General features: G+C 69.3%; 22 protein-coding genes. All 22 read right to left on the bottom strand.

The window, feature by feature from the left end; genetic code table 11:
- Positions 1-118: 118 nt before the first annotated feature.
- Positions 119-1561 carry a F0F1 ATP synthase subunit beta gene (gene atpD / locus CU044_RS26645; RefSeq protein WP_129771298.1) on the bottom strand — a complete coding sequence of 481 codons (1443 nt, stop codon included), beginning with the start codon at positions 1559-1561 and terminating at the stop codon, positions 119-121.
- The gene (locus CU044_RS26640; RefSeq protein WP_129771297.1) at positions 1561-2490 is read right to left on the bottom strand and encodes a F0F1 ATP synthase subunit gamma; all 930 of its coding nucleotides are present in this window, start codon (positions 2488-2490) and stop codon (positions 1561-1563) included. Before CU044_RS26640 ends, atpD begins: the two co-directional genes overlap by 1 nt.
- 20 nt (positions 2491-2510) lie before the next feature.
- Complete coding sequence (gene atpA / locus CU044_RS26635) at positions 2511-4106, bottom strand: F0F1 ATP synthase subunit alpha (RefSeq protein WP_129771296.1); 1596 nt, start codon at positions 4104-4106, stop codon at positions 2511-2513.
- A gap of 187 nt (positions 4107-4293) precedes the next feature.
- The gene (locus CU044_RS26630; RefSeq protein ID WP_129771295.1) at positions 4294-5109 is read right to left on the bottom strand and encodes a F0F1 ATP synthase subunit delta; all 816 of its coding nucleotides are present in this window, start codon (positions 5107-5109) and stop codon (positions 4294-4296) included.
- Positions 5106-5660, bottom strand: a complete 555-nt coding sequence (locus CU044_RS26625; RefSeq protein WP_129771294.1) for a F0F1 ATP synthase subunit B — start codon at positions 5658-5660, stop codon at positions 5106-5108. Before CU044_RS26625 ends, CU044_RS26630 begins: the two co-directional genes overlap by 4 nt.
- Positions 5661-5701: 41 nt before the next feature.
- A complete protein-coding gene (gene atpE / locus CU044_RS26620; protein ID WP_129771293.1) occupies positions 5702-5947 on the bottom strand; it encodes an ATP synthase F0 subunit C in 246 nt (81 codons plus the stop codon).
- 73 nt (positions 5948-6020) lie between these two features.
- Complete coding sequence (gene atpB, locus CU044_RS26615; RefSeq protein ID WP_129771316.1) at positions 6021-6791, bottom strand: F0F1 ATP synthase subunit A; 771 nt, start codon at positions 6789-6791, stop codon at positions 6021-6023.
- Between the two features lie 276 nt (positions 6792-7067).
- Positions 7068-7505: a hypothetical protein gene (locus CU044_RS26610; protein WP_129771292.1), complete on the bottom strand. Its 438-nt coding sequence runs from the start codon at positions 7503-7505 to the stop codon at positions 7068-7070.
- A gap of 273 nt (positions 7506-7778) precedes the next feature.
- Complete coding sequence (locus CU044_RS26605; RefSeq protein ID WP_129771291.1) at positions 7779-9119, bottom strand: MraY family glycosyltransferase; 1341 nt, start codon at positions 9117-9119, stop codon at positions 7779-7781.
- A gap of 145 nt (positions 9120-9264) precedes the next feature.
- On the bottom strand, positions 9265-10521 hold the full coding sequence (gene glyA / locus CU044_RS26600) for a serine hydroxymethyltransferase (RefSeq protein WP_129771290.1): 1257 nt from the start codon (positions 10519-10521) through the stop codon (positions 9265-9267).
- Between the two features lie 446 nt (positions 10522-10967).
- A complete protein-coding gene (locus CU044_RS26595; RefSeq protein WP_129771289.1) occupies positions 10968-11627 on the bottom strand; it encodes a protein-tyrosine-phosphatase in 660 nt (219 codons plus the stop codon).
- On the bottom strand, positions 11624-12271 hold the full coding sequence (locus CU044_RS26590; protein WP_129771288.1) for an L-threonylcarbamoyladenylate synthase: 648 nt from the start codon (positions 12269-12271) through the stop codon (positions 11624-11626). The genes CU044_RS26595 and CU044_RS26590 overlap by 4 nt, the downstream gene beginning before the upstream one ends.
- A 125-nt stretch (positions 12272-12396) precedes the next feature.
- A complete protein-coding gene (gene prmC, locus CU044_RS26585; protein WP_193564082.1) occupies positions 12397-13236 on the bottom strand; it encodes a peptide chain release factor N(5)-glutamine methyltransferase in 840 nt (279 codons plus the stop codon).
- Between the two features lie 96 nt (positions 13237-13332).
- The gene (gene prfA / locus CU044_RS26580) at positions 13333-14412 is read right to left on the bottom strand and encodes a peptide chain release factor 1 (RefSeq protein WP_129771287.1); all 1080 of its coding nucleotides are present in this window, start codon (positions 14410-14412) and stop codon (positions 13333-13335) included.
- 99 nt (positions 14413-14511) lie between these two features.
- Positions 14512-14736: a 50S ribosomal protein L31 gene (gene rpmE, locus CU044_RS26575; RefSeq protein WP_129771286.1), complete on the bottom strand. Its 225-nt coding sequence runs from the start codon at positions 14734-14736 to the stop codon at positions 14512-14514.
- 203 nt (positions 14737-14939) lie between these two features.
- Positions 14940-16040 (bottom strand): LCP family protein, encoded by a 1101-nt coding sequence (locus CU044_RS26570; protein WP_129771285.1) that lies wholly within the window; start codon positions 16038-16040, stop codon positions 14940-14942.
- A 399-nt stretch (positions 16041-16439) separates the two neighbouring features.
- Positions 16440-18536, bottom strand: coding sequence for a transcription termination factor Rho (rho, locus tag CU044_RS26565; protein ID WP_129771284.1), 2097 nt, complete (start codon positions 18534-18536; stop codon positions 16440-16442).
- Between the two features lie 394 nt (positions 18537-18930).
- Positions 18931-19848 (bottom strand): homoserine kinase, encoded by a 918-nt coding sequence (thrB, locus tag CU044_RS26560; protein ID WP_129771283.1) that lies wholly within the window; start codon positions 19846-19848, stop codon positions 18931-18933.
- A gap of 310 nt (positions 19849-20158) precedes the next feature.
- Positions 20159-21241, bottom strand: coding sequence for a threonine synthase (gene thrC, locus CU044_RS26555; RefSeq protein WP_129771282.1), 1083 nt, complete (start codon positions 21239-21241; stop codon positions 20159-20161).
- A 7-nt stretch (positions 21242-21248) separates the two neighbouring features.
- Positions 21249-22550: a homoserine dehydrogenase gene (locus CU044_RS26550; protein WP_193564080.1), complete on the bottom strand. Its 1302-nt coding sequence runs from the start codon at positions 22548-22550 to the stop codon at positions 21249-21251.
- 108 nt (positions 22551-22658) lie between these two features.
- Complete coding sequence (lysA, locus tag CU044_RS26545; protein ID WP_129771281.1) at positions 22659-24053, bottom strand: diaminopimelate decarboxylase; 1395 nt, start codon at positions 24051-24053, stop codon at positions 22659-22661.
- Positions 24054-24076: 23 nt separating this feature from the next.
- Positions 24077-24454, bottom strand: a 378-nt coding sequence (locus tag CU044_RS26540) for a DALR anticodon-binding domain-containing protein (RefSeq protein WP_275670226.1), incomplete at its 5' end; no start/stop codon positions are given.

Here is a 24454-nt window from a genome sequence, read left to right as displayed (position 1 = left end):
TGGCTCCTCGGGTCACCACCCGGCCGTATCGCCGGGTGTTGGCTTCAATTCTATGGGGTGTCGATAAGAGCGACGGAGGGGGGCGGGAGGTACCCGCCCCCCTCCGTGCGCCGACGGGTCAGGAGACGCCGAGTTCCTTGGCCTTGGCCTTCAGGTCCTCGATGCCACCGCACATGAAGAACGCCTGCTCGGGGAAGTGGTCGTACTCCCCGTCACAGATCGCGTTGAACGCGGCGATCGACTCGTCGAGCGGCACGTCGGAACCGTCCAGGCCGGTGAACTGCTTGGCGGCGTGGGTGTTCTGCGACAGGAAGCGCTCGACGCGACGGGCACGGTGGACAACGAGCTTGTCCTCCTCGCCCAGCTCGTCGATACCGAGGATCGCGATGATGTCCTGGAGGTCCTTGTACTTCTGCAGGATTCCCTTGACGCGGCTGGCCGCGTCGTAGTGGGCCTGCGAGATGTAGCGCGGGTCCAGGATGCGGGACGTCGAGTCCAGCGGGTCCACCGCCGGGTAGATGCCCTTCTCCGAGATCGGACGCGACAGCACGGTCGTCGCGTCGAGGTGCGCGAAGGTCGTGGCGGGCGCCGGGTCGGTCAGGTCGTCCGCGGGGACGTAGATCGCCTGCATCGAGGTGATCGAGTGACCGCGGGTCGAGGTGATGCGCTCCTGGAGCACACCCATCTCGTCCGCCAGGGTCGGCTGGTAACCCACCGCGGACGGCATACGGCCGAGCAGTGTGGAGACCTCGGAACCGGCCTGGGTGAAGCGGAAGATGTTGTCGATGAAGAGCAGCACGTCCTGCTTCTGCACATCGCGGAAGTACTCCGCCATGGTCAGCGCGGAGAGCGCCACCCGCAGACGCGTGCCCGGCGGCTCGTCCATCTGGCCGAAGACCAGCGCGGTCTTGTCCAGCACGCCGGAGTCGGTCATCTCGTCGATGAGGTCGTTGCCCTCACGGGTGCGCTCACCGACACCGGCGAACACGGAAACACCGTCGTGCAGCTTGGCCACACGCATGATCATTTCCTGGATGAGGACGGTCTTGCCGACGCCCGCACCACCGAACAGACCGATCTTGCCGCCCTTGACGTACGGGGTCAGCAGGTCGACGACCTTCAGGCCGGTCTCGAACATCTCGGTCTTGGACTCGAGCTGGTCGAAGGCCGGGGCCTTGCGGTGGATCGGCCAGCGCTCCGTGATCTGGGACTCGGCCTCGGGCTCGTTCAGGATCTGACCGAGGGTGTTGAACACCTTGCCCTTGGTCACATCGCCGACCGGGACGGTGATGCCGTTGCCCGTGTCGGTCACCGGTGCCTGGCGCACCAGACCGTCGGTGGGCTGCATCGAGACCGCGCGGACCACACCGTCGCCCAGGTGCTGGGCGACTTCGAGGGTCAGCGTCTTGAGCTTGCCCTCCTCGGCCGGGTCGGCGACCTCGACGTGCAGCGCGTTGTAGATGTCCGGCATCGCGTCGACGGGGAACTCCACGTCGACGACCGGGCCGATGACCCGGGCAACGCGGCCCGTGGCTGCGGCCGTCTCAACAGTGGTCGTCATTAATTTTCACTCCCCGCGGTCGCGTCGGCCAGTGCGCTCGCGCCACCGACGATCTCGCTGATTTCCTGGGTGATTTCGGCCTGGCGGGCCGCGTTGGCAAGCCGGGAGAGGCTCTTGATGAGGTCCCCGGCGTTGTCGGTCGCCGACTTCATCGCGCGGCGGGTGGCAGCGTGCTTGGAAGCGGCGGCCTGGAGCAGCGCGTTGTAGATACGGCTCTCGACGTAGCGCGGCAGCAGGGCGTCGAGGACGTCCTCCGCCGACGGCTCGAAGTCGAAGAGCGGACGGATCTCGCCCTTCGTGCCCGACTCCTCGGCCGCCCCCGCTGATGTCTGCGTCAGGCTGAGCGGCAGCAGCCGGTGCTGCACCGGCGTCTGCGTCAGCATCGACACGAACTCGGTGAAGACGATGTGGAGCTCGTCCACGCCGCCCTCGGCCGTGTCCTGCTGGACGGCCGCGATCAGCGGCGCCGCGACCTGCTTGGCGTCCGCGTACGTCGGGCTGTCGGTGAAGCCGCTCCACGAGTCCGTGACCTTGCGCTCACGGAAGCCGTAGTAGGCGACACCCTTGCGGCCGACGATGTACGTGTCGACCTCCTTGCCCTCACCGCGGAGCCGCTCGGTGAGCCGCTCCGCCGCCTTGATGGCGTTCGAGGAGTAGCCGCCGGCCAGACCGCGGTCGCTCGTGACGAGCAGGACCGCGGCGCGGGTCGGTGTCTCCGCCTCGGTGGTCAGGGGGTGCTTGGTCGTCGACCCCGTCGCCACCGCGGTGACCGCGCGGGTCAGCTCGGTCGCGTACGGGGTGGAGGCCGCCACCTGGCGCTGCGCCTTGACGATGCGCGAGGCGGCGATCATCTCCATCGCCTTGGTGATCTTCTTGGTCGCGGTGACGGATTTGATGCGACGCTTGTAGACCCGGAGCTGGGCTCCCATGAGTCAGGTCCCTTCCGTCGTCACTTGGAGACGTTGACGGCCGGCGCGTCGTCGCCGAGGAGCTTGCCGTCCGAGGTCTCGAACTGCCGCTTGAAGGCGGTGATGGCGTCCGCGATCGACTGGATCGTGTCGTCGGACATCTTGCCGCCCTCGGCGATGCTGGTCAGCAGGTCCTTGCGCTCACGGCGCAGGTACTCCAGCAGCTCGCTCTCGAAGCGGCGGATGTCGGCGACCGGTACGTCGTCCATCTTGCCGTTGGTGCCGGCCCAGACGGAGACGACCTGCTCCTCCACCGGGAACGGCGCGTACTGCGGCTGCTTCAGCAGCTCGACCATGCGCTTACCGCGCTCCAGGGACGCCTTGGAGGCCGCGTCCAGGTCGGAACCGAAGGACGCGAACGCCTCCAGCTCACGGTACTGGGCGAGGTCCACACGCAGTCGGCCGGAGACCTGCCGCATGGCCTTGTGCTGGGCGGAGCCACCGACTCGGGAGACCGAGATACCGACGTTCAGCGCGGGCCGCTGGCCGGCGTTGAACAGGTCGGACTCCAGGAAGCACTGACCGTCGGTGATGGAGATGACGTTGGTCGGGATGAACGCCGACACGTCGTTGGCCTTCGTCTCGACGATCGGGAGACCCGTCATCGAACCGGCGCCCATGTCGTCGGAGAGCTTGGCGCAGCGCTCCAGCAGACGCGAGTGCAGGTAGAAGACGTCGCCCGGGTAGGCCTCACGGCCCGGCGGACGGCGCAGCAGCAGGGACACGGCGCGGTAGGCGTCGGCCTGCTTCGAGAGGTCGTCGAAGATGATCAGGACGTGCTTGCCCTGGTACATCCAGTGCTGGCCGATGGCCGAGCCGGTGTACGGCGCCAGGTACTTGAAGCCGGCCGGGTCGGACGCGGGGGCGGCGACGATCGTCGTGTACTCGAGGGCGCCCGCCTCCTCCAGCGCACCGCGGACGCCCGCGATGGTGGAGCCCTTCTGGCCGATGGCGACGTAGATGCAGCGGACCTGCTTGTTGGTGTCGCCCGAGCGCCAGTTGTCGCGCTGGTTGATGATCGTGTCGACGGCCAGAGCGGTCTTGCCGGTCTGCCGGTCGCCGATGATCAGCTGACGCTGGCCACGGCCGATCGGCACCATGGCGTCGACAGCCTTGTAGCCGGTCTGCATCGGCTCGTGGACCGACTTGCGGACCATGACGCCCGGGGCCTGCAGCTCCAGGGCGCGGCGGCCTTCGGTCTCGATCTCGCCGAGGCCGTCGATCGGGTTGCCGAGCGGGTCGACGACGCGACCCAGGTAGCCCTCGCCGACGGCGACGGAGAGGACTTCGCCGGTACGGGTGACCGACTGACCCTCCTCGATACCGCTGAACTCGCCGAGGATGATCGAACCGATCTCGCGTTCCTCGAGGTTGAGGGCGAGGCCGAGGGTGCCGTCCTCGAACTTCAGCAGTTCGTTCGCCATGGCCGAGGGCAGACCCTCGACCTTCGCGATACCGTCACCGGCCACGCTGACCGTACCGACCTCCTCGCGCGAGGCCGCGTCCGGCTTGTACGACTGGACAAAGTTCTCCAGCGCGTCCCGGATCTCCTCCGGCCGGATCGTGAGCTCCGCCATCTGGGTTCCCTGCTCTCCTTGTTGGGCCCGAAGTTTCTTTGGGGGTCTGCGGGTCTGGGGGCGACCCCCAGGAATCTTCTGCAATTTCTGCACGGCCCAACCGGGCCGCTGGTGTTGCTCTGTTCTGTTGCCTGCGTCTGCCCGCGTCCGCTGTGCCCGCGTCCACGGGCGGCTCCGCCGCTCGTGGTCAGCCCGCGAGCCGCCGTTCCGCCTCTTCGAGACGGTCCGCGACGGTGCCGTTGATGACCTCGTCGCCGACGCGCACCGAGATCCCGCCGAGGACCTCGGGGTCCACGTCCAGGTTCAGATGCATCGAGTGGCCGTACAGCCTGGCCAGAGCGGCGCCGAGACGCTGCTTCTGTCCGTCGCTGAGCGGAACGGCCGAGGTGACGACGGCGACCATCCGGTCCCGGCGCGCCGCGGCGAGCCGGGACAGGGTCTGGAGACCCGCTTCCAGGCTACGTCCCCGGGGCCGGGTCACGAGACGCACAACCAGACGCTCGGTGGCCGGATTGGCCCGGCCGCCCAGCAGACCGGCGAGGAGCCCGGTCTTGGCGGTGGCCGTCGCCGACCTGTCGGTCAGCGCGGACCGCAGTGCGGGACTGGACTCGACGATCCGGCCGAACCGGAACAGCTCGTCCTCCACGTCGTCCAGCGAACCGGTCTGCTGCGCGGCGGTCAGCTCGGCGGTCGCCGAGAGCTCCTCCACCGAGTCGACCAGGTCACGCGGCTGCGACCAGCGGGAACGGACCATGCCGGAGACCAGATCGGCGGCAGGACCGCCCACCTGGCCGCTCAGCAGCCGTCCGGCCAGCTCGGCCTTGGCCTCGCCGGCCTGCGCCGGGTCGGTCAGGACCCGACGCAGCGAGACCTCACGGTCGAGCAGCGCGGTCACGGCGGCCAGCTCCTCGGCGAGCTTCGCCGCGTCGACCGACGTGCTGTCGGTCAGCGCGTCGAGACGCTCACGCGCGGCGGCCAGCGCCTCGCGGCTCGCTCCGTTCATCGCGTGGCCTCTGCCTTCGAAGCGCCGTCCTCGAGCTCGTCGAGGAAGCGGTCGATGGTGCGGCTCTGCCGGGCGTGGTCCTCAAGGGACTCCCCGACCAGCTTGCCGGCCAGTTCGGTGGCGAGCTTGCCCACGTCCTGACGCAGCGCGCTGGCCGCGGCCTTGCGGTCGGCCTCGATCTGGGCGTGACCGGCGGCGACGATCTCCTCACGCTGCCGCTGCCCTTCCGCCCTCATCTCCTGGATGATGACGGTGCCCTGCTCGGTCGCCTCCTGGCGGAGACGGGCGGCCTCGTGGCGGGCCTCGGCGAGCTGAGCCTTGTACTGCTCCAGGACGCTTTGCGCCTCGGTCTTGGCCTCCTCCGCCTTCTCGATGCCACCCTCGATGGCCTCGCGACGCTCTTCCAGAACCTTGTTGATGTTCGGGAGGAGCTTCTTGGCGAGGAAGAAGAAGACGATGGCGAAGGCGATCAGCCCGACGAGGAGCTCCGGTCCGGGCGGGATGAGCGGGTTCTGCTGCTCCTCCGCCGCCAGGGATACCAGCGCGTTCACATCAGTGCCTTTCGTCGTAATGGGCTATTCGTCCCAGAACGTCAGCTGCCGTAGACGAACGGCATGACGATGCCGATCAGGGCGAGCGCCTCACAGAAGGCGAAACCGAGGATCTGGTTGGTACGGATCAGGCCGGCGGCCTCGGGCTGACGGGCCAGCGCCTGGGTGCCGTTACCGAAGATGATGCCGACGCCGACGCCGGGGCCGATGGCCGAGAGACCGTAACCGATGGAGCCGAGGGCCTTGAGGTCACCGGTGACGGCGGCGAGGTTCGAGAGAGCGGACATGCCGGTTCTTCCTTCTCTTTCACGGACCGGTGGGGGTTGGCCACCGGACGACAGGGGTGAGTGTGGGGAGGGCTCAGTGGCTCTTGGCCACTGCGCCCTGCAGGTAGGTGCAGGCCAGGAGTACGAACACGTAGGCCTGGATGGCCTGGACGAACAGCTCGAAGACGATCATGCCCATGGTCATCACGAACGAGACGCCGGCGGCCGGGATCAGGAAGCCGTTCAGCAGGTACCAGCTGGCGACGGTGAACATCACGAGCAGCAGGTGACCGGCGAACATGTTGGCGAAGAGCCGGACCATGTGCGTGAACGGCCGGACGAGGACGTTCGAGAAGAACTCGATGAGCACGACGAGCGGCAGGACCGGGCCGAGCGACTTGTCGTAGCCGGTGACGTTCTTCAGTCCGCCGACGAAGCCGTGGCGCTTGAACGTCACGGACATCCACATCAGGTACACGATGATCGCGAGACCGGCCGGGTAGGCGATGACGGAGGCGACCGGGAACTGGGCGAGCGGAACGACCGACCAGATGTTCATGATCCAGACGAAGAAGAACAGCGAGACCATGAACGGTACGTACTTCTCGCCCTCGCGCTTGCCCAGCGTCTCGTAGACGATGCCGCGGCGGACGAAGTCGTAACCGGCCTCACCGATCATCTGGACCTTGCCGGGGATCAACTTCGGCTTGTTGAAAGCCATCCAGAAGAAGCCGACCACGATCACCGAGGCGAGCAGCGCCAGAAGCATCGTCTTGTTGAAGTAGAAGCCGCCGACCTCGACGATCGGCTTGAAGAGGAAGGAGTGCAGGCCCGGAGCCGGAAAGCCGCAGCCGTTGTCGGCCAAAATGCGGCAACTCCAGTCGAAGGCGAGCGTCGTCTGGTCAGCACTCACCGCGGGCTCCTTCAGAGTGGCGCATAGGTACGGCAACCTCGTTGTGTCGGTGCGGCGCAGGGCCGCGGTTCGGCACCGGACAGGTCTTACAGGTGTGGGAGCGGCAGCTCTCGGGCTTCAAGCCTCGCGTGAGAACAGGCGTCAGCTCGGATGCCCGCGCCCGCAATGCCGCAGTTGGAACCGGACGATAGCAGGGTTCCGAACGGGTACTTATCCCGGCCCTACTCCTCACGCCGACGACCCCGTCTTCTCAGCCTTACCGGCAGACGAAGACTCGGGTTCGACGTAGAGGATCTTGGCCTTCATGTGTGCACGCGCCTGAGCGGAAACCCAAGCGACGGTCGCCACGATCAATGTGATGGCGAACGCCTTCGGGTGGAACACGGTGGTGTCCTTGAACAGGGCCACGAAGATGAACAGCAACAGCAGCTGGGCCGTATAGAGCATCAGCCCCATCGCCTGGAACAGCTGCGGCAGGGACTTCGCCGTCCGCTGGAGCACCACCAGCCCGATCCCCATGAAGAGGATGACCACCAGCGTGCCGACGGCGGCTCCCAGAGCCCCCTTGCCGCCCACGACCACACCACTGACCACAGCGGCGACAACGCCGACGGCAGCAGTGGGCACGGCGGTGTGAAGGAGGTTCCGGACGTCGTTGGACGGCATGGCGGCAGCTCCGCTGAATGGGTGGGGCAGATGGTGTCGTCATGGACGAGCGTAGGCCCGGTCCGAGAGAGGGTTTCTCGGGCCAACGGACCGTCGCACTACGGTCCTTCGGCTCTGTCGCCGGGTCTCGTGAACAGTATCACAAACTATTTGATGAGGTCTTTACCATGACGGTGTGCTGACTGTCACACATGAGAGTTACCCCGCGCGTGTGCGCGGGACAGCAGGCGTTGTGTCTGGTATTAGGCCCCGGCGAGTGTAATGGCACCAGGCTCAGCGACTGGAATCGGCCTTACTTCTGTCGGAAAAACGCGAACGAGCGCCGAGGGCGGTCGCCCCGTTGACGCCGGCGGGAACAGGCGTACGCTCCGCCGCCATCCCCTGCGCTCCCACCGGCTCGGGAACGATCTCCTCGTGCGATCCGTCCGGCCCGGCCGCCGCCCGCTTGCGGCGGCGATAGCGCGGCGGTACGAAGGCCTGCGCCCAGAGCGGGGCCCGCGGCGTGAACCGCGGCAGCAGCAGAAGCACCAGGCCCACGGCGCTCAGGACGACGACGACCGGCAGGATCCACATCGACGCCGAGTGCACCGAGTACAGGACCACTCCGAAGGCGATCAGCGCCGACCAGAAGTACATGATCAGGACGGACCTGCTGTGCGAGTGGCCGATCTCCAGCAGCCGGTGGTGGAGATGGCCCCGGTCGGCGGCGAACGGCGACTGGCCGTTCCAGGCACGGCGTACGACGGCCAGCACCAGGTCCGCGAACGGGATCGCGATGATCGTCAGCGGCAGCAGCAGCGGGATGAAGACCGGCAGGGCCGCGTGCGTGGCCGCGCGCCCCGACCCCTCGAAGACCTTCAGGACGTCCAGATCGACCTGGCCCGTCACGGAGATCGCGCCCGCCGAGAGCACCAGACCGATCAGCATCGATCCGGAATCGCCCATGAAGATGCGCGCCGGATGCATGTTGTGCGGCAGGAAGCCCACGCACATGCCCATCAGGATGACGGCGAAGAGGGTGGCGGGGGCGGCGGCCTCGATCCCGTACCCGTACCAGAGCCGGTAGGTGTACAGGAAGAAGGCGGTGGCGGCGATGCAGACCATGCCGGCCGCGAGCCCGTCGAGACCGTCCACGAAGTTGACCGCGTTGATGGTGATCACCACCAGCGCGACGGTGAGCAGCGTGCCCTGCCAGGAGGTCAGCGAGACCATGCCGATTCCGGGCACCGGGATCCACAGGATCGTCAGACCCTGCATGACCATCACACCCGCGGCGATCATCTGGGCGCCCAGCTTGATCAGGGCGTCGATCTCGAACTTGTCGTCGAGGACACCGATCAGCCAGATCAGCGCGGCGCCGGAGAGCAGCGCGCGCGGTTCGTTGGAGAGTTCGAAGACGCCGTTGAGGTTCTGCAGGTTGTCGGCGACGAGCAGTCCGGCGCACAGGCCGAAGAACATGGCGATGCCGCCGAGCCTCGGCGTCGGTTCGCGGTGCACGTCGCGGGCGCGGATCTCCGGCATCGCTCCGGTCGCGATGGCGAACTTCCGCACCGGGCCGGTCAGCAGATAGGTCACCGCAGCCGTCACACAGAGCGTCAGCAGGTAATCACGCACGGGCTGCCCCACAGGAATCGCTGGCCATCTCAGCCCCACACACTAGCCCGCTCCGGATCCACCGATGGAAACCGAGTCGCCTTATGAGCGAGGACAACGCAGTGGACGAGATGGTTGCACGGCTTCCCGCCCCCGGATGTTTCATTCAGGAAAGGGTTCCATACGGCGGAAAACGCCCGGTCAGACTCCGCACTTCACCGCGGATCCCCCGCGTCTTCGCAACATCCTCACCCAGCGCCGCGGCGAAGAGGGCCGCGATCCGGCGCATTTCCGCCTCTCCCATGCCCTGAGTGGTCACCGCGGCGGTGCCCAGCCGGAGGCCGCGTCCGTCCGCGTGGGGCAGCGCGCAGGTGTCCAGCACCACACCGGCGGCGGCCAGCCGGCCGCGGGCCGCTCTGCCGTCCACTCCCAGGGGCGACGGATCGGCGGTGATCAGATGTGTGTCGGTACCACCCGTAGTGATGAGGAGACCCTCCGTGGCCAACGCCTCGGCCAGCGCACGGGCGTTGGCGACGACCCGGTGCGCGTACGCCGTGAACGCGGGCGCCGACGCCTCCCCGAAGGCGACCCCCTTGGCGGCGATGGTGTGCATCTGCGCGCCGCCCTGCGTGAACGGGAACACCGCCCGGTCGACGCGGTCCGCGTACTCCTCACCGCACAGGATCATCCCGCCGCGCGGCCCGCGCAGCACCTTGTGCGTCGTCGCGCACACGACATCGGCGTACGGCACGGGATTGGGCGCCGCTCCCCCGGCGACCAGCCCGATCGGATGGGCGGCGTCCGCGATCAGATACGCGCCGACGTCGTCGGCGATCTCACGGAACGTGGCGTAGTCGATATGGCGGGGATAGGAGATCGACCCGCAGACGATGGCCTTGGGCCGGTGCGTCCGCGCCAGCTGGTGCACCTGCGCGTAGTCGATGATCCCGCTCTCCGCGTCGACCCCGTACCCGACGAAGTCGAACCACCGTCCGGAGAAGTTCACGGGCGCGCCATGGGTGAGATGGCCGCCGTACGCCAGTCCCATGGCCAGCACGGTGTCTCCCGGCCGCAGCAGGGCGGCGTACGTGGCGAGGACGGCGGAGGAGCCGGAGTGCGGCTGTACGTTGGCGTGCTCGGCCCCGAAGAGCGCCTTCGCCCGCGCGACGGCGATCCGCTCGGCGGCGTCGACCAGCTCACAGCCGCCGTGGTGGCGGGCGCCGGGATAGCCCTCGGCGTACTTGTTGGCGAGCGGGGAGCCGAGTGCGGCGAGGACGGCGGGTGAGGTGAAGTTCTCCGCGGCGATGAGCTGAAGACTGTCCGCCTGCCGTCGTGCCTCCCCGAGGATCACCTCGGCCATCTCGGGGTCCTGCCGCCGCAGGACGTCCGGCGCGGTCGTGTGGGGTGCGGTGACGACGGACATGGCGGACTCCGGACCTCGGAGGGGGTGCGTGCCTTCCAATGTAGGCGGGTGGGCCCCCTGATGCGCGACAGGCGACGCGGGTGCCCCGGGTGCCCATACATTCCTGGTACCCAAGGACGCGGATGCGGGTTTCCCTGGGCGCCGATCCGTTCCGGGTACCCACGGACGGGGGACGCGGGGTGCCCCGGGTGTCCCGGGTGCCCATACGTTCCGGGTACGCACGACCGCCGGCGAGTGAGCCGAAGGGCGCGCCGCTGTCGAAAGGGAGAGCGCGCGGAGGTTCCCGAGGCACGAGGGAATCGAGCACGGTCGACCGTCGACAGTGGCATAAAGCGCCCGGAGGCGAACCGAGCCCTCAAAAAAGGCGCCCGCGCAACGGTGCGTGAACGTAGGCGCTCACGGCTGTCTTGTGCACCCCGGCCCAGGCCCGGAGGCGAACCGGGCCCTCAAAGAGAGCTGGGCCTCGCCGGGACTCCCGTCAGTGCCGTCACGACCGGGTCCAGTGCCTGGTGGATCTCCTCGCCGATCGAGCGGAAGAACGTGATGGGCGCGCCGTACGGGTCGTAGACCTCGTCCGCCTCCGCCGTGGGCGCCAGCAGCCAGCCGCGCAGCGCCGCCGCCGCGCGGACCAGCGCGCGGGCGCGCTCGACGACCCCCTCGTCGAGGGGGTCGGGCAGCGTCGCCGGGTCTATGGCGCGCACCAGCCGGGTGAACTCCTTGAGCGTGAAGGTGCGCAGCCCCGCGGAGTGCCCCATGGAGATCACCTGGGCGCGGTGGTCGCGGGTGGCGGTGAGGACCAGGTCGGCGCGGATGACGTGTTCGTCGAGCAGTTCGCGGCCGACGAAACCGGAGGCGTCCGCGCCGAAGTCGGCCAGTACGGCTTCGGCGTTGGCCTCCATGGCGGCGCCCTCGTGCCCCCAGGTGCCCGCGCTCTCCACGATCAGGCCGCCGGTGAGCCGCTCGCCGAGGCGGACGGTCAGGGCATGCCTGTTCAGCCGCTCGGTGATGGGCGAGCGGCAGACGTTGCCGGTGCTGACGTGGAGGATGCGGAAGGTGTTGCCGGTGAATGCGGTCTCCGCTATGCCACGCCCCTCAGGGGCGGTCAATTGGCCACCTCAAGGTCGGGTACCACCTTGCGGAGCTCCTCCGCGTCGAGGGCGCCGGCCCGCAGCAGCACCGGGACCTTGCCGGTGACGTCGACGATCGAGGAGGGGACGTTGCCGGGCGTCGGGCCGCCGTCGAGATAGACGGAGACGGCGTCGCCGAGCATCTCCTGTGCGGCGTCGCAGTCCTCGGGAGCCGGGTGTCCCGTGAGATTGGCGCTGGAGACGGCCATCGGGCCGACCTCGGTGAGCAGTTCGATGGCGACGGGGTGGAGCGGCATCCGGATGGCGACGGTGCCGCGGGTGTCCCCGAGGTCCCACTGGAGGGACGGCTGGTGCTTGGCGACGAGGGTGAGGGCGCCGGGCCAGAACGCGTCGACCAGTTCCCAGGCCTGCTCGGAGAAGTCGGTGACGAGGCCGTGCAGGGTGTTGGGGGAGCCGATCAGGACAGGGGTGGGCATATTGCGGCCGCGTCCCTTGGCCTCCAGCAGATCGATGACGGCCTCGGAGCTGAAGGCGTCCGCGCCGATCCCGTAGACGGTGTCGGTGGGCAGCACGACCAGTTCACCACGGCGGACGGCCGACGCGGCCTCGCGCAGACCCGTCGTACGGTCGGTCGCGTCGTTGCAGTCGTATCGCCGTGCCATTTAGCCGGCCCTCCTCTGGTGTGATGCCCGGTGGTGTGATGCCCGCTGGTGTGATGCCCGGCGGTGTGATGCCCGGTTCGCTGCCGGGACGGCCGCCCGTGCGGCGCCCGGTGTGGCCGGCGCTGTCACGGCATGGCCTTACGGGCTGTCGCGAAGCGCGGTCGCTTGTTCAGATCGGGGTGGTCGGCGGCGTCCGCCCAGCCGGATTCCTCGCTGAAGATCCACGGCACCTGACCGCCCTGGGTGTCCGCGTGTTCGACGACGACCAGACCGCCGGGCCGCAGCAGCCGGTGCGCGGTGCGTTCGATGCCGCGGATCGTGTCGAGGCCGTCCTCGCCGGAGAAGAGGGCCATCTCCGGATCGTGGTCACGGGCCTCGGGGGCGACGTACTCCCACTCGGTCAGCGGGATGTACGGCGGGTTGGAGATGACCAGGTCGACCTGGCCGTCGAACTCGGGAAGGGCGCTCAGAGCGTCTCCCCGGTGGACGGTGACCCTGGACCCCTCCGCGTTCTTGCGCGTCCAGGTGAGGGCCTGTTCGGACAGTTCCACGGCGTGTACGCGCGAGCGCGGCACCTCCTGCGCCATGGCGAGCGCGATCGCGCCGGAGCCCGAGCAGAGGTCGACGATCAGCGGCTCGACGACATCCATGGCGCGTACGGCGTCTATCGCCCAGCCGACGACCGACTCGGTCTCCGGGCGCGGCACGAACACGCCGGGGCCCACCTGGAGTTCCAGATAGCGGAAGAAGGCGCGTCCGGTGATGTGCTGGAGGGGCTCGCGGGCCTCACGGCGGGCCACGGCCTCCCAGTAGCGCGCGTCGAAGTCCGGGTCCTTGACGTGGTGCAGCTCTCCCCGCTTGACGCCGTGCACATACGCGGCGAGTTCCTCCGCGTCGAAGCGCGGCGAGGGGACGCCCGCGTCCGCCAGCCGCTGGGTGGCCTGCGCCACCTCGGCGAGCAGCAGGCTGCCGCGGCCGGCGGGCCCGCGACGGAGCCGCTGAGGGTCGCTGTGCCCACCGGGAAGTGGCTGCACGCTGGTTCCTCCGGACTGCGAGAGTGGTTACTGGGCGGCGGCGAGCTTCGCTGCGGAGTCGGCGTCGACACAGGCCTGGATGACCGCGTCCAGGTCTCCGTCGAGCACCTGGTCCAAGTTGTACGCCTTGAACCCGACGCGGTGGTCGGAGATCCGGTTTTCCGGGAAGTTGTACGTCCGGATCTTCTCGGACCTGTCGACCGTCCGCACCTGGCTGCGCCGGGCGTCCGCCGCGTTCTTCTCCGCCTCCTCCTGCGCGGCCGCGAGAAGCCGCGAGCGAAGGATACGCAGTGCCTGCTCCTTGTTCTGGAGCTGGCTCTTCTCGTTCTGGCAGGAGGCGACGACTCCGGTCGGCAGATGGGTGATGCGTACGGCGGAGTCGGTGGTGTTGACGGACTGGCCGCCGGGTCCCGAGGAGCGGTAGACGTCGATCCGCAGATCGTTCGCGTGGATCTCGACGTCGACCTCCTCGGCCTCGGGCGTGACGAGCACACCGGCGGCGGAGGTGTGGATACGGCCCTGCGACTCGGTGGACGGCACGCGCTGGACGCGGTGCACCCCGCCCTCGTACTTCAGCCGCGCCCAGACGCCCTGTCCCGGCTCGGTGGCGCCGTTGCCGCCCTTGGTCTTCACCGCGACCTGGACGTCCTTGTAGCCGCCCAGCTCGGATTCGGTGGCGTCGATGATCTCGGTCTTCCAGCCGACGCGCTCCGCGTACCGCAGGTACATGCGCAGCAGGTCGCCGGCGAAGAGCGCGGATTCGTCGCCGCCCGCGCCGGCCTTGACCTCAAGGATGACGTCCTTGTCGTCGCTGGGGTCGCGCGGTACGAGCAGCAGGCGGAGCTTCTCGGTCAGCTCTTCGCGCTGCTTCTCCAGTTCCTTGACCTCGGCGGCGAAATCGGGATCGTCGGCCGCGAACTCGCGGGCGGTCACGATGTCCTCGCCGGTCTGCTTCCAGGAGCGGTAGGTGCCGATGATCGGGGTGAGCTCGGCATAACGCTTGTTGAGCTTGCGCGCGTGTCCCTGGTCCGCGTGGACCGACGGGTCGGCGAGCTTCTTCTCCAGATCGGCGTGCTCGCCGATCAGTTCCTCGACCGCCTCGAACATCGGGGGCTCCTGGTTTCGTACGTAAGGTGCTTCGGGACGCCAAAGCGCCGGTCTCGGCGCCCCGGATGCGGGGCGCCGAGGACCGGCGCGGGGTGCTCGCTACTTCTTGGCGGAGGCGGCGCCCTTGCCGAAGCGGGCCTCGAAGCGGGCCACGCGGCCACCGGTGTCGAGGATCTTCTGCTTGCCCGTGTAGAACGGGTGGCACTCGGAGCAGAGGTCGGCACGGATGGTGCCGGACTCGATGGTGCTCCGGGTGGTGAACGACGCACCGCAGGTGCAGCTGACCTGGGTCTCGACGTACGCGGGGTGGATGTCGCGCTTCAAGGGGTTCTCCTAGGGAACATCCCCGCGCGGAGGCGGGGAGGGCGCCGGGTCGCACGTGCGGAGTGCGCGTGCGTGAACCGGGACCGACGTACCAGTCTGCCAGGACCGGCCGTATCTCCCAAAACCGGGGTGCGGCGGAAAGTATTCCGGATTCCGCCGCACACCTGTGGAAAGCCGGTGCCGACCGGGTGGCGCGGGGCCGGTCAGCCGCTCTTGACCACACCGTTCGCGTCGCCCTGGTCGCCCGCGGAGTCCTTGGTCGCGGATGCGGGGATGGGCTTGTCCTGCCTGAGCGCCGTCCAGACCTGCCGGGAGGGGGCCTGGAGGGGCAGTACGCGGTTCGGGTCGGCGGGGTCGTACTGGACCGGGAGCGTGATCATCTTGACGTCCTTGGCCCCGAGGTCCTTGAGCCCGTCGGCGAATCCGATCAGTTCGTCGACCGAGTCGAGCTGGGTGTCGGGGGTGATCGCGCGGGTGGCGGTGTCGGCGAGGTCGTAGAGCTTCTTCGGGTTGCTGAACACGCCGATGCTCTTGACCTGCTCGATCAGCGCCTTGATGAACGCCTGCTGGAGCTCTATGCGCCCCAGGTCGCTGCCGTCGCCGACGCTGTGGCGGGTCCGTACGAGACCGAGGGACTGCTCACCGTCGAGGGTGTGGGTGCCGGGCGCCAGCTTCAGATGGCTCTTGGGGTCGTCGATGGCCTGCGTGGTGGTGATCTTCACGCCGCCGAGCTGGTCGACGAGCTTCTTGAAGCCGGTGAAGTCGACCTCGATGTAGTGGTCCATGCGGATGCCGGACATCTTCTCGACGGTCTTCACGGCGCAGGCGGGGCCGCCGACCTCGTACGCCGTGTTGAACATGGCCATCGGCGCGCCGGGCACGGCGGCGCCCTTGGAGTCGGTGCACTCGGGGCGGTCGATCAGGGTGTCCCGCGGTATGGAGACGACGCTGGCCGTCTTGTGGCCCTTGTAGACGTGGACGATCATCGCGGTGTCGGAGCGGGCGCCGCCGCCGTCCGTGCCGTACTCGGCGTTCGCGCCGGACCGGGAGTCCGAGCCGAGGACGAGGATGTCCTCGGAGCCGTTGTCGGCGTTGGCCGGGCGATCACGGCCGAGCTGGGCGTTGATGTCGACGCCCAGGAGGTTGCCGTTGAGCTTGTAGTAGACGTAACCGAGCCCGGATCCGCCGAGGAGGACCAGCCCCGCCGCCGACCACGCCACGATGGCGGTCGTGCGCCGGCGCTTGCCCGAGGTCTTGCGGCGCTTGCCGCCGCCACGTATTCGGCTGTCGCTCCGGTCGGTCATGGTCTCCCTCTGTCCGTCGTGCCGGTTCCGTTACCTCCCGCCGTGCGATGTGGGACGTTTCGTCGCCACTTGTACAGACAGTGAAGCACCAAGAAGGGTTGCACAGCATGCTGTGCACGTCCCGGTGGAACGGGCTGCGGCGCCTGCCGGGGTGCTGCGCCGGCCGGGTGACGTCAGCCGTGGTCACCCGCGTCTTCGGCGTACGGAGCCGCCCACGGGCGGGCCAGGGCCGCTCCAGGGGGTGTGGCGAAGGTCTCCGGGCGGCGGTCTCAGGGCGGCCGTCACGGGCGAAAGCCGGGGGCCCGGACACGGAAACCGCCCCCTCGCCGGAGCGAGGGGGCGGTTTCCGTGTCCATCTGACCTGGTCAGATCTGTTCAGATCCGGTCAGTCGGTTTCCGTCAGTCGTTGCCGTTTCCGTTTCCGGGGCCCGGCGTCGTCTTTTGGATCTGGAGCAGGAACTCCGCGTTCGACTTCGTCTGCTTCATCTTGTCCAGCAGCAGCTCGATCGCCTGCTGCTGGTCGAGGGCGTGCAGCACCCGGCGCAGCTTCCAGACGACGGCGAGCTCGTCGCTGCCGAGCAGGATCTCTTCCTTACGGGTGCTGGACGCGTCCACGTCCACCGCCGGGAAGATGCGCTTGTCGGAGAGCTTCCGGTCGAGCTTGAGCTCCATGTTGCCGGTGCCCTTGAACTCCTCGAAGATCACCTCGTCCATGCGCGAGCCGGTCTCGACCAGCGCGGTGGCCAGGATGGTCAGCGAACCGCCGTCCTCGATGTTGCGCGCCGCGCCGAAGAAGCGCTTCGGCGGGTAGAGCGCGGTCGAGTCGACACCACCGGACAGGATGCGTCCGGAGGCGGGAGCCGCGAGGTTGTACGCACGGCCCAGACGGGTGATGGAGTCCAGCAGGACGACCACGTCGTGACCCAGCTCGACGAGACGCTTGGCGCGCTCGATGGCCAGCTCGGCGACGGTGGTGTGGTCCTCGGCCGGGCGGTCGAAGGTCGAGGAGATGACCTCGCCCTTGACCGACCGCTGCATGTCGGTGACCTCTTCGGGCCGCTCGTCGACGAGGACGACCATCAGATGGCACTCGGGGCTGTTGACCGTGATCGCGTTGGCGATGGCCTGGAGGATCATGGTCTTACCGGTCTTCGGCGGGGCCACGATCAGACCGCGCTGGCCCTTGCCGATGGGGGCGACCAGGTCGATGATCCGCGTCGTCAGCACACCCGGGTCGGTCTCCAGCCGGAGCCGGTCCTGCGGGTAGAGCGGCGTCAGCTTCTGGAACTCCGGTCGGCCGCGGCCGGTTTCGGGTGCCATGCCGTTGACGGAGTCGAGGCGGACCAGCGCGTTGAACTTCTCGCGGCGCTCGCCTTCCTTGGGCTGGCGCACCGCGCCGGTGACATGGTCACCCTTGCGCAGGCCGTTCTTGCGGACTTGGGCGAGCGAGACGTACACGTCGTTCGGACCGGGCAGGTAGCCGGAGGTCCTGATGAACGCGTAGTTGTCGAGGATGTCGAGGATGCCCGCGACGGGGATCAGCACATCGTCGTCGGCGACCTGCGGCTCGCCGGGCCCGAACTCGTCGCGGCCACGGCGGCCACGGCGGTCGCGGTAGCGCCCGCGACGGCCGCGACGGCCGCCCGCCTCGTCGTCGAAGTCGTCCTGCGGGCCGGTGTTCTGGCCGCCGCCCTGGCTCTGGCCCTGGCCGCCGCCGCGGTTGTCGCGCTGCTGGCGGCCACCGCCCTGCTGCTGACCGCCCTGGCCGCCCTGCTGGTCGTCGCCCTTGCCCCGGCGGTCGCGCTGGCGGTCACGGCGGTCGCCGCGCTCGCCGCGGTCACGGTCGCCGCGCTCGCCGCGGTCACGGTCGCCGCGCTGGCCGCGGTCCTGGCGCTCGCCGCGCCGGCCGTCGGTCTCGGCCTGCGCCGAGCCGCCGGCGGACGCGGAGACGGCCGCCTCGGCCTTGGCGTCGGGCTGGGCCTCGACCTTCACGTCGGCCGGGGCCTCGGCCCTGGCGTCCGTGGCGGTCTCGGGGCTTCCCGCCTGCGCGGTGGCCCTGCGACGGCGGCGCTCGCCCGTGGGCTGGTCGTCACTGGCGGGCTGACCGGGGATGTCGATCTGCTGCTGGGCCACGGTCTTCTCTGCCTTGCCGGACTTCTCCTCGGCGGCCTCGCCCGTACGGGCCTTGGAGGTCGCGCGCCGCTTCGGCTTGGTCTCGGCGTCTGCGCTGCCCGAGTCGGCGCTCTTGGCGGCGGACGAGCCCCCGGCCTGCGCCTCCTTGATGACCTCGATCAGCTGGCTCTTGCGCATCCGCGCGGTGCCCCTGATGCCGAGGCCTGACGCGACCTGCTGCAGCTCGGCCAGGACCATGCCCTCGAGGCCGGTGCCGGAGCGGCGGCGCCGTGCGGTGGTGCCAGTGGCAGCACCTTCGGCGGGCGCGGTCGTGTCGACAGTGCTGTCGGCAGTCACGCCCATCAGATCGGTGGTGTCGCTCACGAAGGGTCCTTCCCTGGAGCGGACGTCGGCCTTCTGGCTCGGCGACCGGTTGTGCTGTCCGACTGCGGTCCTGTCTTGTGGACCGTGCCGGGGCGGTGGTCCCGCCGGGTATGGCGGAGAGATCTGCAAACGTGCGTACGTGCAATGGGTCCGGCCCGAGGTCCCCCTGCTCGGCCCACCGCTGGGAAAAACGGGGGGTGTCGTGCCGGTTCCGGTGCGTGCTCAAAACTGCTCAGGCAGGCTGCTCAGGCAGTTGGGGAGGCTCCCGGAAGAAGGGTGGTCCCGAAGCGGGACACGAAGCACCGCGCCGCGAAGACGTCGGTAGCAGACTTGAGGTTAACACTACCGGCTCCAACAAACATTCCCCCTCTCACTCACCGGCAATCTCCTGTGGCTACGAGCCGAGCGGCAGAACGCTCGTCCCCGCGGCGTCGAGGGAGAGCCGATTGGCCGCCCACCCCTCGCCCGCCAGCCGTGCGACCTTGTCGGCCGCACCGTCCTCGACCAGCGCGAGGACCGTGGGGCCCGCGCCGGAGATAACCGCTGGGACGCCGTCCGCGCGCAGTCGGTTGACAAGCGCGACGCTCTGCGGCATCGCCGGGGTCCGGTAATCCTGGTGGAGCCGGTCCTCGGTGGCCGGCAGCAGAAGCTCGGGGCGCCTGGTCAGCGCCTCGACGAGCAGGGCCGCGCGACCGGCGTTGACCGCCGCGTCCACATGGGGGACGGTGCGCGGCAGCAGGCCGCGCGCGGTCTCGGTGAGAACCGGGCTGCTGGGCACGAAAACCACCGGAACGATGGAATCGGCGGGCTTCATCCTGATGGCGCGCGCCGCTCCGCCGTCCATCCAGGCCACCGTGAACCCGCCGAGCAGACAGGCGGCGACGTTGTCGGGATGGCCCTCGATCTCGGTGGCCAGTTCGAGCAGTGCCGCGTCGTCGAGCCGGGCGTCGCCGCCTATCGTCACCGCGCGGGCGGCCACGATCCCGGCGCAGATCGCGGCGGAGGAGGAGCCCAGGCCGCGGCCGTGCGGGATGCGGTTGGCGCAGACGACCTCCAGGCCGCGCGGCTGCCCGCCGAGCAGTTCGAAGGCCGTACGCAGGGACCGTACGAGCAGATGAGTTTCGTCACGGGGAAGCGTCTCGGCGCCCTCACCCGCGATGTCGACGTGCAGGCCGGAGTCGGCGACGCGGACGACCACGTCGTCGTAGAGCCCCAGCGACAGGCCGAAGGCGTCGAAGCCCGGACCGAGATTGGCGCTGGTGGCGGGGGTGCGCACCCGTACGGCGGCGGCGCGGAACGCGGGACCGGCCATCGCTCTGACGACTCTCCTTGTGACTGCGGGACGACAGGACTACAGAGGTGGTGACTTGCGGGACTGCGGGATTCGGCTGCGAGACAGAGGCGGCTGCGAGACGTTCGAGGACATACGGAACACCCGAGGGCCACAGGGGCAACACCGCGGCATATGCGGCGGGGCGGGTTGGGTACAGCCTATCGAAGGAAGGTTCCATGGCGACATAGGGCGCACAGGAGGCGCACGATGCGTGTCGCATGGCTCCTGTGCGCCGACGCCGGGGCCGGCTCCCCGGACCGTTACCGTGCCGGGCGCCTATGCCAGTCCGTTATGCCAGGCCCAGGCGCTGCGCGGCCGCGACGGCGTCCACCGGCACGGTCACCGGCTGGGGTGCTCCCGCGACCGCCCAGTCCGGGTCCTTGAGACCGTTTCCGGTGACGGTGCAGACGATGCGCTGGCCGGGATCGACCTTGCCCTCCTCCGCGGCCTTGAGCAGACCGGCGACCGAGGCGGCCGAGGCGGGCTCGACGAAGACGCCCTCCTGGGAGGCCAACAGCCGGTAGGCGGCCAGGATCTGCCGGTCCGTCACCTCGTCGATGAAGCCGCCGGACTCGTCACGGGCCGCCAGCGCGTACTGCCAGGACGCGGGGTTGCCGATCCGGATCGCGGTGGCGACGGTGTGCGGGTCCTTGACGATCTCGCCGCGCACGATCGGCGCGGAGCCGGACGCCTGGTAACCCCACATTCGCGGGGTGTTCGCGGCGGGGCCGTCGGCGGCGTACTGGGTGTATCCCTTCCAGTACGCCGTGATGTTGCCGGCGTTCCCGACGGGCAGCACATGGATGTCGGGGGCGTCGCCCAGCGCGTCCACGATTTCGAAGGCGGCGGTCTTCTGGCCCTCGATACGGACCGGATTGACCGAATTGACCAGCGCCACCGGGAAGTTGTCCGACAGCGAGCGCGCCAGCGTCAGACAGTCGTCGAAGTTGCCCTCGACCTGGAGGATGCGCGCGCCGTGGACCAGCGCCTGGCCCATCTTGCCCAGGGCGATCTTCCCCTGGGGCACGAGCACGGCGCAGACCATTCCGGCGCGTACCGCGTAGGCGGCGGCCGAGGCCGAGGTGTTGCCGGTGGAGGCGCAGATGACCGCCTGGGCGCCCTCCTCCTTGGCCCGGGTGATGGCCATGGTCATGCCACGGTCCTTGAAGGATCCGGTGGGGTTGGCGCCCTCGACCTTGAGATGAACCTCACACCCCGTGCGCTCGGACAGCACCTGCGCGGGGACGAGCGGCGTACCGCCCTCACGAAGGGTGACGACCTGCGTCTTCTCCGTCACCGGGAGGCGGTCCCGGTACTCCTCGATGATGCCGCGCCACTGGTGGGTGCCCTGGCGGGTGCCGATGCTGGTCATGGGTCCCTTACTCCCCTTCAACACGCATGATGCTGGCGACACCGCGCACGGTGTCGAGCTTGCGCAGCGCTTCGACGGTCCCGGAGAGGGCGGCGTCTGGCGCGCGGTGGGTGACGACGACGAGGGCGGCCTCGCCGCCGCCGTCCTGTCGGCCTTTCTGACGTACGGTGTCGATCGATACGCCATGCTCGGCGAAGACCGTTGCGACCTGGGCGAGTACGCCCGGTTTGTCGGCCACGTCGAGACTGATGTGGTAGCGCGTCACGACCTCGCCCATAGGGCTCACGGGCAGTTGCGTGTACGCCGACTCGCCGGGGCCCGTGGCCTCGTTGAGCTTGTTGCGGCAGACGGCGACGAGGTCGCCGAGCACGGCGGAGGCCGTCGGGGAGCCGCCCGCGCCGGGGCCGTAGAACATCAGCTGTCCGGCCGCCTCGGCCTCGACGAAGACCGCGTTGTACGCCTCGCGCACGGAGGCGAGCGGATGGCTGAGCGGGATCATCGCCGGGTGGACCCGCGCGGTGACGGACCGGCCGTCGGCGGCGCGCTCGCAGATGGCGAGGAGTTTGACGGTGCAGCCCATCCGTTTCGCCGAGGCGAGATCGGCGGAGGTGACCTCCGTGATGCCCTCGCGGTGCACGTCGTCGAGGCGTACCCGGGTGTGGAAGGCGATCCCGGCGAGGATCGCGGCCTTGGCGGCGGCGTCGAAGCCCTCGACGTCCGCGGTCGGATCGGCTTCCGCGTAGCCGAGGGCGGTGGCCTCGTCGAGCGCCTCGGAGTAGCCGGAGCCGGCGGTGTCCATCCGGTCGAGGATGAAGTTGGTGGTGCCGTTGACGATGCCGAGGACCCGGTTCACCTTGTCCCCGGCGAGGGACTCTCGCAGCGGCCTGATCAGCGGGATGGCCCCGGCGACCGCCGCCTCGAAGTACAGGTCCCGGCCGTGGCGCTCGGCCGCCGCGTAGAGCGTCGCGCCGTCCTCGGCCAGCAGCGCCTTGTTGGCGGAGACGACGGAGGCGCCGTGCTCGAACGCGGTGGTGATGAGCGTACGGGCGGGCTCGATCCCGCCGATGACCTCGACCACCACATCTATGTCGCCGCGCTTGACCAGCGCGGTCGCGTCGGTGGTGATCAGTGCGGGGTCGATGCCCTCACGCACCTTGGAGGGGCGCCGGACGGCCACCCCGGTCAGCTCGACCGGGGCCCCGATCCGCGCTTCGAGGTCGTCGGCGTGCGTCGTCATGATGCGCGCCACCTCTGAGCCGACCACACCACAGCCCAGCAGCGCCACCTTCAGCGGACGCGTACGCATCATCCGACCTACGCCTTTCATCCATCACAGCTGTTTAAAGCAGGAATCCGAACCAGTCTCACTCACCGGACGGGAGTTTCTGTGCCTCGTCCAGATTGCGAGACATGTATTTCAGTGACCGACATCGAGACGCAGAAGATCTTCCTCCCTCTCACGCCGGACGATCACCCGGGCCTCACCGTCCCTGACGGCGACGACGGGCGGCCGGAGCGCGTGGTTGTAATTGCTCGCCATCGAGCGGCAGTACGCGCCGGTGGCGGGGACGGCGATCAGGTCACCCGGCGCCAGGTCGGCGGGCAGGAACGCGTCCCGTACGACGATGTCGCCGCTCTCGCAGTGCTTGCCGACGACGCGCGTCAGCATCGCCTCGGCGTCGGAGCGGCGGGAGACGAGCGCCACGCTGTACTCGGCGTCGTACAGGGCCGTACGGATGTTGTCGGACATGCCACCGTCCACACTGACATACGTACGAAGCCCTTCGAGCGGCTTGATGGTGCCGACCTCGTACAGGGTGAAGGCCGTGGGACCCACGATCGCGCGCCCCGGTTCGACGGAGATCCGCGGGGTGCGCAGCCCGGCGGACTCACACTCACGGGTGACGATGTCGTTGAGGGCCTTCGCGATGTCGTGCGGCTCGCGCGGATCGTCCTCGGAGGTGTACGCGATACCGAGGCCGCCGCCGAGATCGATCTCGGGCAGCTCCACGCCGTGCTCGTCGCGTACCTCGGCGAGCAGCTGGACGACGCGGCGTGCGGAGACCTCGAAGCCGGCCATGTCGAAGATCTGCGAGCCGATGTGGGAGTGGATGCCGATCAGTTCGAGCCCGTCGAGCTTGAGGGCCCGCCTGACGGCCTCGGCGGCCTGGCCGCCGGCGAGGGCGACCCCGAACTTCTGGTCCTCGTGCGCGGTGGCGATGAACTCGTGCGTATGCGCCTCGACGCCGACCGTGACCCGGATCTGGACGGGCTGGCGCCTGCCGAGGCGCTGCGCGACATGGGCGACCTGCACGATCTCCTGGAAGGAGTCGAGGACGATACGGCCGACGCCGACGGAGACGGCACGCTCGATCTCCTGCACGGACTTGTTGTTGCCGTGGAAGGCGATCCGTTCGGCGGGCATGCCGGCCGCGAGCGCGGTGGCGAGTTCACCGCCTGAGCAGACATCGAGGTTGAGGCCCTCTTCGTCGAGCCAGCGGACGACGGCCCGGGAGAGGAACGCCTTGCCCGCGTAGAACACGTCGGCGTCCTTGCCGAAGGCGTCGGCCCAGGCGCGGCAGCGGGCACGGAAGTCCGCCTCGTCGAGGAAGTACGCGGGGGTGCCGAACTCCTCGGCGAGCCGGGTCACTTCGATCCCCGCGACGGTCGCCACCCCGTCCTCGTTCCTGCGGACGGTTCGCGACCAGACCTTCTCGTCGAGGACGTTGAGGTCGGCGGCGGGCGCGGTGTAGTGGCCCTCGGGGAGGACATCCGCGTGACGGGGGCCTGCGGGGTGTGCGGAACGGCTCATGTTCTTGGCTCTCTTGGATCTCTTCAGAGGTACGCGGGGGCATCGATGCCGAGCAGGGACAGGCCGCCGGCCAGCACGGCCCCGGCGGCGTCGGCGAGCGCGAGCCGGGAGCGGTGGGCGGCCGAGGGTTTCTCGTCACCGAGGGGCAGCGGGTGGCAGCTCTCCTGGAAGCGCAGGAACGCGTCCGCGGTGTGTTCGAGATGGCGGGCGAGCCGGTCGGGCGCGCGCAGCCGGGCGGCGGCTTCGAGGACGGCGGGGTGGTCGCCGAGGGCGGTGAGGAGGAGCGCGGTGGCGCTGTCGTGGCCGGTGGCCTCGGGGGTGCCGTCGGGGTTGCCGTCGAGGGCCTGGGCGGGCGCCGGGCCGGGGGCGGGGGCCGGGTCGGGGGCGGGGGCCGGGTCGGG

The sequence above is a fragment of the Streptomyces sp. L-9-10 genome (assembly GCF_004151105.1).
Taxonomy (GTDB): Bacteria; Actinomycetota; Actinomycetes; order Streptomycetales; family Streptomycetaceae; genus Streptomyces.
Note: the sequence above shows the minus strand (reverse complement) of the source record. Positions and strands in the feature narration are given on the sequence as shown.